Annotated in this window: 2 protein-coding genes; both read left to right on the top strand. The window is 61.3% G+C overall.

Features of this window, described 5'->3' with window-relative positions:
- Positions 1–833 (top strand): DNA polymerase (locus WEA77_RS15860; protein WP_368068839.1); only part of this gene is annotated, 833 nt, incomplete at its 5' end.
- Positions 834–967: 134 nt separating this feature from the next.
- The gene (locus WEA77_RS15855; protein WP_368068838.1) at positions 968–1381 is read left to right on the top strand and encodes an ATP/GTP-binding protein; all 414 of its coding nucleotides are present in this window, start codon (positions 968–970) and stop codon (positions 1379–1381) included.
- Positions 1382–1616: the final 235 nt, after the last annotated feature.

Below are 1616 nucleotides of genomic sequence, written 5' to 3'. Positions count from 1 at the left end.
ACACCAGCTTCGCGCTCGCCGCGACCTCGACCGGCCGGCTCGCCTCGACCGACCCGAACCTGCAGAACATCCCGGTGCGCACCGAGGAGGGCCGCAAGATCCGCCGCGCCTTCGTGGCCGAGCAGGGCATGACCCTGCTCTCGGTCGATTACTCGCAGATCGAGCTCCGCCTCGCCGCCCACATGGCCGAGGTGCCGGCCTTGAAGGAGGCCTTCCGGGAAGGGCTGGACATCCACGCCATGACCGCGAGCCAGGTGTTCGGCGTGCCGGTCAAGGGCATGGACCCGATGGTCCGCCGGCGCGCGAAGGCGATCAATTTCGGCATCATCTACGGCATCAGCCCGTTCGGGCTTGGCGCCCAGCTTGGGATTCCCCAAGGCGAGGCGCGCGCCTATATTGAGGCTTATTTCAAGCGCTATCCCGGCATCCGCGACTATATGGAAAAGACCAAGCAGGGCGCGCGCGAGAAGGGCTACGTGACGACCCTCTTCGGCCGGCGCTGCCACGTGCCCGGCATCCTCGACAAGAATCCGGCGCGCCGCAATTTCATGGAGCGCGCGGCGATCAACGCGCCCTTGCAGGGCACCGCCGCCGACATCATCAAGCGCGCCATGATCCGCGTGGCGCCGGCGCTCGCCGCCGCTAGGCTCGGCGCGCGCATGCTGCTGCAGGTGCACGACGAGCTCCTCTTCGAGGTGCCGGTAAAGGAGATCGAGGCGACCGCCAAGCTCGTCAAGAAGCTGATGGAAGCGGCGCCCGGCCCGGCGCTCGAGCTATCGGTGCCGCTCGTCGCCGATACGGGCACCGGCGCCAACTGGGCGGACGCGCATTAGATTCGAGCAGGGTTGCGTTGTTAATCTTTATTAAGGAACCAATCGCTATAGTTCTGCATTTTCGTTATCAGATTCGCTAGAATTAGCTCGTTACCGTTTTCAAAATGCGGCCATTTTGGAAATAGGAAGGACAAATGATCCTCCGCTTCGGCTTCAAAAATTTTCTGTCCATGAGAAAGGCGCAGGAAATTTCTTTCATTCCGTCGGCCCTAACCGATGGCACGCGCGGATTGATTAATTGTGCGGCGGCCGGTGGATCTCTCCTCCCGGCGGCGGTTATCTACGGCGCGAACGCGTCGGGCAAGAGCAATGTAGTTAGAGCACTAAACTTCTTGCGCAGTGCCATTCTGCTTTCGCATTCCCGTGGTGATCAGGAGACACAGATACCAAGGGAACCATTTGCATTGGATGAGAAGAGTGCAAATTCTCCTACGCAGGTTGACGTCGATTTTGTTCTGAACGGAGGGCGTCAGCCACCCGGTCCACCACACACAACGGTTGGCCGACTAACGCTGTTCATTCGGCTAGCTGCTTTACAAGCCCAATAGCGCACTGATTGTAGAATTAGAGCGCTCTGCGGCAGCGCCCCGAGATCTTCGAGGTCTGGGGCGCTCCGTATGCCCATGCCAATGCGATCTCTGCCCGAGCGGCCCTGTTGTCTGACCAGTCCCGGGCGCTGCTAGACTGCACCACGAAACGGATCGCAACCGAGGGATGCCGCGTCACATGGACCGAGCCTCGCCGAAGCGCTGGCGATCGGAGCTGACCGCGGCCTATCTCGCT

Source organism: Hyphomonas sp., from assembly GCF_040882205.1.
Classification (GTDB): domain Bacteria; phylum Pseudomonadota; class Alphaproteobacteria; order Caulobacterales; family Hyphomonadaceae; genus Hyphomonas.
This window is presented reverse-complemented; position numbering and strand designations above follow the sequence as displayed.